This window comes from Streptomyces sp. NPDC057543 (genome assembly GCF_042801895.1).
Lineage (GTDB): Bacteria > Actinomycetota > Actinomycetes > Streptomycetales > Streptomycetaceae > Streptomyces.
Window position 1 is genome coordinate 1 of record NZ_JBHVFF010000386.1, and the last position, 6,653, is coordinate 6,653.

A 6,653-nucleotide genomic window follows, 5' to 3' on the forward strand; every position below is an offset into this window, starting at 1 on the left:
GTCGTCGTATGCGCGAGCGCGCGTCAGGTGCGGGGCACGGTGCCGCCCGACGCCGCGTCGACCACCGTCCGGTCACCGAGCGGCGCGTCCAGCGTCACCGTCCGGGTCAGCTCCTTGGCGATCATGATGCAGACCTTCTTGCCGGCCGGCTTCGACTCCGTCACCGTCACCCGTACCGACTTTCCGTTCTCGGTCGCGCTCGCCGCGTACGTGCTGCACACCCCGCCCCAGAACGTCACCGACAGGGTTCGCCCGTCGGCGCTGTACGACAGGACCTGCCGCGAGGACTTCCCCGCGTTCCCTCGGGACGGGTTCGTCGTCGACGGCGCGTCCTTCGTCAGGTACGCGGGGTCCACGGCGACCTGCGACACGGTGCTGCCCATGCCGGGCGCGGTCGGCCGTACCGAGAAGAGCCAGGACGGTACGAGCGTCCGCTTGCCCGCCACGTACTGACTCGCCAGTCCGAACACCGCCTTGTCGACCGTCACCGTGGTCGTCGTCGGCTCCGCACCGGTCCGCGTCCCGCAGTGGACCGCAGGCGATTTCAGGCCATCCTGCAGCGGTACGGGAGTGGCGCAGCCGCCGATGTCCGCGCGCCCGTCCGCCCGGGACGCCGACCCGTTCAGCTGCTTCAGCGCCTCGCCCGCGCTGATCACCGGATAGCTGTCCCCCTTCTCCAGCCCCTTCAACTGGCCGCTTCCGCCGACCACTTCGCCGTCCGGACCGACCTGGATGCCGGTCGACCAGCCGTAGGTGGGAAGGCCGTCCACCTTCGGGTCGGCGTTCACCACCCGTACCGAATCCATGAGTTGGCGGGCGTCGAGCGCGGCGTCGTCCTGGCCCACCGCCTTCAGGACCGGCGTCGCGGCAGCCCTGGCGGCGCTCTCGCTCACCGGGGAGCCGCTGCCGTCGGTGGCCGCCTTCCGGTCCGAACAGACCGTGATGCTTTCGCAGTTGTCCGTACCGCCGGAGCCGTACCGGGCGAAACTCCAGGTGCCGGGAGCCTGCTTGTCCACCCGCAGGACCGGGCCCGAGCCGTCCCCGTCGGACCCGACCTTCCAGGATGTGCCCTCCGCCCGCGGCGTGCCCTCCAGGCCCAGCGCCTTCGCCAGCCGGGCCACCTGTGCCGCGGAGACGGTCCCCTCGGCGCGTCGCACCGCCGCCGTACGCGGCCCCTCGGGCAGGTCGCCGGACGCACGGTAGACCGTCCGGCCGCCGTTCGGGTCGGGTTCGCCCGGCGCGATGCCCGGTGCGCCGCCGGGCGAGGACCCGCCGGGCGCCGCCGGGCCCTCCGTACGCCCGTCCAGGGCCAGTGGGGGAGGGGCGGGCTTCCCGCTGCCCGCCGTACTGTCGCCGCTCCCGCTGTCGCCGTCCGCCGCGGTCGCGGCCCAGTACGCGCCGCCGCCCCCGGCCAGCAGGACGGCAGCCGCCACCGAGGCCACGGCGAGCGGCGAACGCCGCCGGGGGCTCGTCACGTCGTTGTCGGGTCGCTCGGTGCTCACCGGATCCGCTCCTTCGCCTGCGTTGCCGTCACAGGCCTCACCCGGCCTGCCGTCCGTCCCACGGTTCGGGGACAACGGTGGGACGGGGCACAGGGGCGCCCGGTTCCCTCAGGGGGCACCGGAGGCGATCGGTGCCGTTCTCAGTCGCCGTACTCGGACATGGCGTCGATCAGCCGGGCGGAGGCGGCAGGCACCGTCACGCCGTGGATCAGGGACGGCGCGACCCGAGCGGGGGCGGATTTCGCGGGGACCACCCAGTGCGGAGCCATCCGCGCGCAGTCACCGCGCAGCTCGGCCAGGCTGATCTCGGACTCGCGCGTAGCGCTGTGGTTCGACATAACGGCACCGTAGGCATCACCCACCTTGGGAAGAAAGACCTACTATCGGGTAGTTTTCACCCCTTCGGGGTGAGTGCGAGGAGAGGTAGCGTGAACTGTCACGCCGCCCAGGGAACGCAGTCACCCCGTTCCCTCCGATCTCCGCAGGAGCAGTCTCCCCGTGCGAATCGCAGTCACCGGCTCCATCGCCACCGACCACCTCATGACCTTCCCCGGCCGTTTCGCCGACCAGCTGGTCGCCGATCAGCTGCACACGGTCTCGCTCTCCTTCCTGGTCGACAACCTCGACGTGCGCCGGGGCGGTGTCGCCGCCAATATCTGCTTCGGCATGGGCCTGCTGGGCACCAGCCCGATCCTGGTCGGTGCCGCGGGCGCCGACTTCGACGAGTACCGCGCCTGGCTCGACCGCCACGGCGTCGACACGGGTTCGGTCCGGATCTCCGAGGTCCTGCACACCGCCCGCTTCGTCTGCACGACGGACGCGGACCACAACCAGATCGGCTCCTTCTACACGGGTGCGATGAGCGAGGCCCGCCTCATCGAACTGAAGGCCGTCGCCGACCGGGTCGGCGGCCTCGACCTCGTCTCGATCGGTGCCGACGACCCCGAGGGGATGCTCCGCCACACCGAGGAGTGCCGCACCCGGGGTATCCCGTTCGCCGCGGACTTCTCGCAGCAGATCGCCCGGATGGACGGCGACGAGATCCGGATCCTCCTCGACGGCGCCATGTACCTCTTCTCCAACGAGTACGAGAAGGGGCTCATCGAGTCCAAGACCGGCTGGACCGACGAGGAGATCCTGGCCAAGGTCGGCCACCGGGTCACCACGCTCGGCGCCCGCGGTGTCCGGATCGAGCGGGCCGGCCAGGAGGCGATCGAGGTCGGCTGCCCGGAGGAGGAGATCAAGGCCGACCCGACCGGTGTCGGCGACGCCTTCCGTGCCGGATTCCTCTCCGGTCTCGCCTGGGGCGTCGGCCTGGAGCGCGCCGCCCAGGTCGGCTGCATGCTCGCCACGCTGGTCATCGAGACCGTCGGCACCCAGGAGTACACCCTGCGCCGCACCCACTTCATGGACCGCTTCACCAAGGCGTACGGCCATGACGCCGCCGCCGAGGTCCGCGCGCACCTGGGCTGATCCCGCGGCACCTCAGATCAGCCGGCGGACCACATAGGCCGAGCCGCGGTCCGCCGGCTCCTCGCCCACGTACTCCTGCTCACGCATCGCGCACCAGGCCGGAATGTCCAGGCGGGCCGCCTCGTCGTCGGAGAGTACGGTCACCGTCCCGCCCGGCGGCACCTCCCCGATCACCTTCGCGAGCTCGATCACCGGGATCGGACACCGCTTCCCGAGGGCATCGACCACCAGGGAAGCGGCCGCAACGGGCGAGGGCTGCGCCGGGACGGGCGCGCCCAGCCTCTCCCGTACCTCCGCCACCACCCGGGGCAGCACGTCCAGGAAGCGGTCGACGTCCTCGTCCGCCGTGCCGGCCGGCAGCGACACCCGTACGTTCCCCTCCGACAGCACCCCCATCGCCTTGAGCACATGGCTCGGAATCAGCGTGCTGCTGGTGCAGGAGGAACCGGACGATACGGAGAATTCCGCCCGGTCCAGCTCATGGAGCAGTGTCTCCCCGTCGACATAGAGACAGGAGAAGGTCACCAGATGCGGCAGCCGCCGCACCGGATCGCCGACCACCTCCACATCCGGCACCAGTTCGGGCACCCGGGCCCTGATGCGGTCCACCAGGGCCCGCAGCCGTACGGCCTCGGCTGCCGCCTGCGCCCGCACCGCCCGCAGCGATGCCGCCGCGGCCACGATCGCCGGAAGGTTCTCGAACCCCGCGGCCCGCCCCGATTCCCGTTCGTCGGCCGGTCCTTGAACCGCGAACCGCACCCCTTTGCGCACCGCCAGCAGCCCGACTCCCGCGGGCCCGCCCCACTTGTGCGCGCTGGCAGCCAGCAGCGACCACCCCTCCGGCACCGGCCCCCAGCCCAGCGACTGCGCCGCATCCACCAGCAGCGGCACTCCCGCCGCCCGGCAGACCTCCGCCACCTCGGCCACCGGCTGCTCGGTGCCGACCTCGTGATTGGCGGACTGCAGACAGGCCAGCGCGGTGTCCTCGCGCAGCGTGTCCGCGTACCCCGCCGCGCTCACCGCCCCCGACCGGTCCACCGCGACCTCGGAGACCGATCCGCCCTGTGCCTCATGGGCGGCCGCCGCATGGAGCACCGACGAGTGCTCGACCGCGGAGACGGCCAGATGGCGGCCGACACGCCGACGCCCCGCGAGAGCCCCGGAAATTCCGGAGTGCACCGCCCATGTCCCCGAAGGAGTGAATGTGAGCTCGTCCGGACGGCACCCGACGGCCTCCGCGGCGGTCTCCCGGGCCGCGTCCAGCAAGAGGCGGGCCCGCCGCCCCTCGCGGTAGAGCCTGGCCGGGTCGGCCCACCCCTCGTCCAGCGCGGCAAGCAGCGCCTGACGGGCGACGGGGTGCAGGGGAGCGGAGGAAGCAGCGTCGAAGTAGGGCACGCCGCCACGCTAGCTCGCGCGAGGCCCGGGGCCGTGGACGGGCCGCCCGCGCGGCCAGGAGAGGGGGCGTCAGATGGTGGTCTGAAGCCCGTATTCCACCCCTTCGGGGAGTCGGGCGGCGCGTTGGGCACCCTCCCCGCGCGGCCCCAAATAGCGTCCAGTAGGGTTTGGTCCGCATAAACATCCAAACCCCTGCCCGCGTCAGGGCGGCGACCGACCAGAGACACGGCCGCGCCGACCGCGCGGGCGAGACTCTCGGGAAGGCGCTACGTGAGTCCCAACGGCTCCGACCGCTCGTCGCGGCGCCCGATGCGGCGGAAGCTGCCGCAGGTGCTGACTGCGGGCCTGATCCTGGCGACCGCAACCGGTTGCACATATAAGGACTTCCCCCGCCTTGGTATGCCTACGCCGGTAACGGAAGAGGCACCACGGATCCTTTCCCTCTGGCAGGGCTCGTGGGCGGCTGCGCTCGCCACGGGCGTGCTGGTCTGGGGCCTGATCCTGTGGAGCGTCATCTTCCACCGGCGCAGCCGCACCAAGGTCCAGGTTCCTCCGCAGACCAGGTACAACATGCCCATCGAGGCGCTGTACACCGTGGTCCCTCTGATCATCGTCTCGGTGTTGTTCTACTTCACCGCGCGCGATGAATCGAAGCTCCTCTCGCTCTCCCCGAAGCCCGCCCACACCATCAATGTGGTCGGCTACCAGTGGAGCTGGGGGTTCAACTACATCGAGAACGTGGACGGCAACATCGCCACGGGCAACAAGATCCCCAAGGAACTGGACGCCATCCCGGACAGGTTCCGGAAGGACTTCCCCAAGGGTGCGGAGGGCGTCTACGACTACGGCATTCCCGGAACCCGGAACCCGCAGAACGGCAACCCGGGTCCGACCCTGTGGCTGCCGAAGGGCGAGAAGGTCCGCTTCGTTCTGACTTCCCGTGACGTCATCCACTCCTTCTGGGTGGTGCCGTTCCTCATGAAGCAGGACGTCATTCCGGGCCACACCAACGCCTTCGAGGTGACTCCCAACCAGGAGGGCACCTTCATGGGCAAGTGCGCCGAGCTCTGCGGCGTCGACCACTCCCGGATGCTCTTCAACGTCAAGGTCGTCTCCCCGGAGCGCTACCAGGCGCACCTCAAGGAGCTGGCGAAGAAGGGCCAGACGGGCTACGTGCCGGCCGGCATCGCGCAGACTGACCCGGCCAGGAATGCGGAGACGAACAAACTGTGAGCATCCTCAACGAACCTCAGGGTGCCGCGGCAGCAGACGACTCGTACGAGGACGAGCTGCCGGTCCGGCGCAAGCAGCCGGGAAACGTCGTCATCAAGTGGCTGACCACCACTGACCACAAGACGATCGGCACGATGTACCTGGTCACGTCGTTCGCGTTCTTCTGCATCGGCGGTCTGATGGCGCTCATCATGCGCGCCGAACTGGCCCGTCCCGGCACGCAGATCATGTCGAACGAGCAGTTCAACCAGGCGTTCACGATGCACGGCACGATCATGCTGCTGATGTTCGCGACGCCGCTGTTCGCCGGATTCGCGAACTGGATCATGCCGCTGCAGATCGGCGCGCCCGATGTGGCGTTCCCGCGGCTGAACATGTTCGCGTACTGGCTGTACCTCTTCGGCTCGCTCATCGCGGTGGCCGGCTTCCTCACCCCGCAGGGTGCGGCCGACTTCGGCTGGTTCGCCTACTCCCCGCTCTCGGACGCGGTCCGTTCGCCGGGTGTCGGCGCCGACATGTGGATCATGGGTCTGGCCTTCTCCGGCTTCGGCACGATCCTCGGTTCGGTCAACTTCATCACCACGATCATCTGCATGCGCGCACCCGGCATGACGATGTTCCGCATGCCGATCTTCGTCTGGAACGTCCTGCTGACCGGTGTGCTGGTCCTGCTGGCCTTCCCGGTCCTCGCCGCCGCGCTCTTCGCGCTGGAGGCGGACCGTAAATTCGGTGCGCATGTATTCGACGCGGCCAATGGCGGCGCATTGCTCTGGCAACACCTCTTCTGGTTCTTCGGCCATCCAGAGGTGTACATCATCGCCTTGCCATTCTTCGGAATCATTTCCGAAGTGATTCCGGTGTTCAGCCGCAAGCCGATGTTCGGCTACATCGGCCTGATCAGCGCGACGATCGCCATCGCAGGCCTCTCCGTGACCGTGTGGGCGCACCACATGTACGTCACCGGCGGTGTGCTGTTGCCGTTCTTCTCGTTCATGACCTTCCTCATCGCGGTACCGACCGGGGTGAAGTTCTTCAACTGGATCGGCACGA

The 6,653-nt window shown here is 69.6% G+C and carries 6 protein-coding genes; 3 read left to right on the plus strand and 3 right to left on the minus strand.

Going from position 1 to position 6,653, the window contains the following annotated elements:
- Positions 1–23 precede the first annotated feature (23 nt).
- Together ACFU8Q_RS37705 and ACFU8Q_RS37710 are read right to left on the minus strand one after the other, a co-directional pair.
- Positions 24–1,502, minus strand: coding sequence for a hypothetical protein (locus tag ACFU8Q_RS37705; RefSeq protein ID WP_384463525.1), 1,479 nt, complete (start codon positions 1,500–1,502; stop codon positions 24–26).
- A 140-nt stretch (positions 1,503–1,642) separates the two neighbouring features.
- Positions 1,643–1,840 carry a hypothetical protein gene (locus ACFU8Q_RS37710; RefSeq protein ID WP_384463527.1) on the minus strand — a complete coding sequence of 66 codons (198 nt, stop codon included), beginning with the start codon at positions 1,838–1,840 and terminating at the stop codon, positions 1,643–1,645.
- 160 nt (positions 1,841–2,000) lie between these two features.
- Between ACFU8Q_RS37710 and ACFU8Q_RS37715 the strand changes: the two genes are divergently transcribed.
- On the plus strand, positions 2,001–2,975 hold the full coding sequence (locus tag ACFU8Q_RS37715; protein ID WP_384463530.1) for a carbohydrate kinase family protein: 975 nt from the start codon (positions 2,001–2,003) through the stop codon (positions 2,973–2,975).
- A 12-nt stretch (positions 2,976–2,987) separates the two neighbouring features.
- On the opposite strand, the gene ACFU8Q_RS37720 is transcribed toward ACFU8Q_RS37715, so the two are convergent.
- Positions 2,988–4,370 carry a cysteine desulfurase/sulfurtransferase TusA family protein gene (locus ACFU8Q_RS37720; RefSeq protein WP_384463533.1) on the minus strand — a complete coding sequence of 461 codons (1,383 nt, stop codon included), beginning with the start codon at positions 4,368–4,370 and terminating at the stop codon, positions 2,988–2,990.
- A 270-nt stretch (positions 4,371–4,640) separates the two neighbouring features.
- On the opposite strand from ACFU8Q_RS37720, the gene coxB reads away from it, so the two are divergent.
- Both coxB and ACFU8Q_RS37730 read left to right on the plus strand, forming a co-directional pair.
- Positions 4,641–5,603 (plus strand): cytochrome c oxidase subunit II, encoded by a 963-nt coding sequence (gene coxB / locus ACFU8Q_RS37725; RefSeq protein WP_384463536.1) that lies wholly within the window; start codon positions 4,641–4,643, stop codon positions 5,601–5,603.
- Positions 5,600–6,653: cbb3-type cytochrome c oxidase subunit I (locus tag ACFU8Q_RS37730; RefSeq protein ID WP_384463539.1), on the plus strand; the 1,054-nt coding region annotated here is incomplete at its 3' end. The genes coxB and ACFU8Q_RS37730, both read left to right, overlap by 4 nt.

Coding starts and splice junctions, on each gene's coding strand:
- ACFU8Q_RS37710 (WP_384463527.1), bottom strand. CDS start 1,840: ATGTCGAACCACAGCGCTACGCGCGAGTCCGAGATCAGCCTGGCCGAG.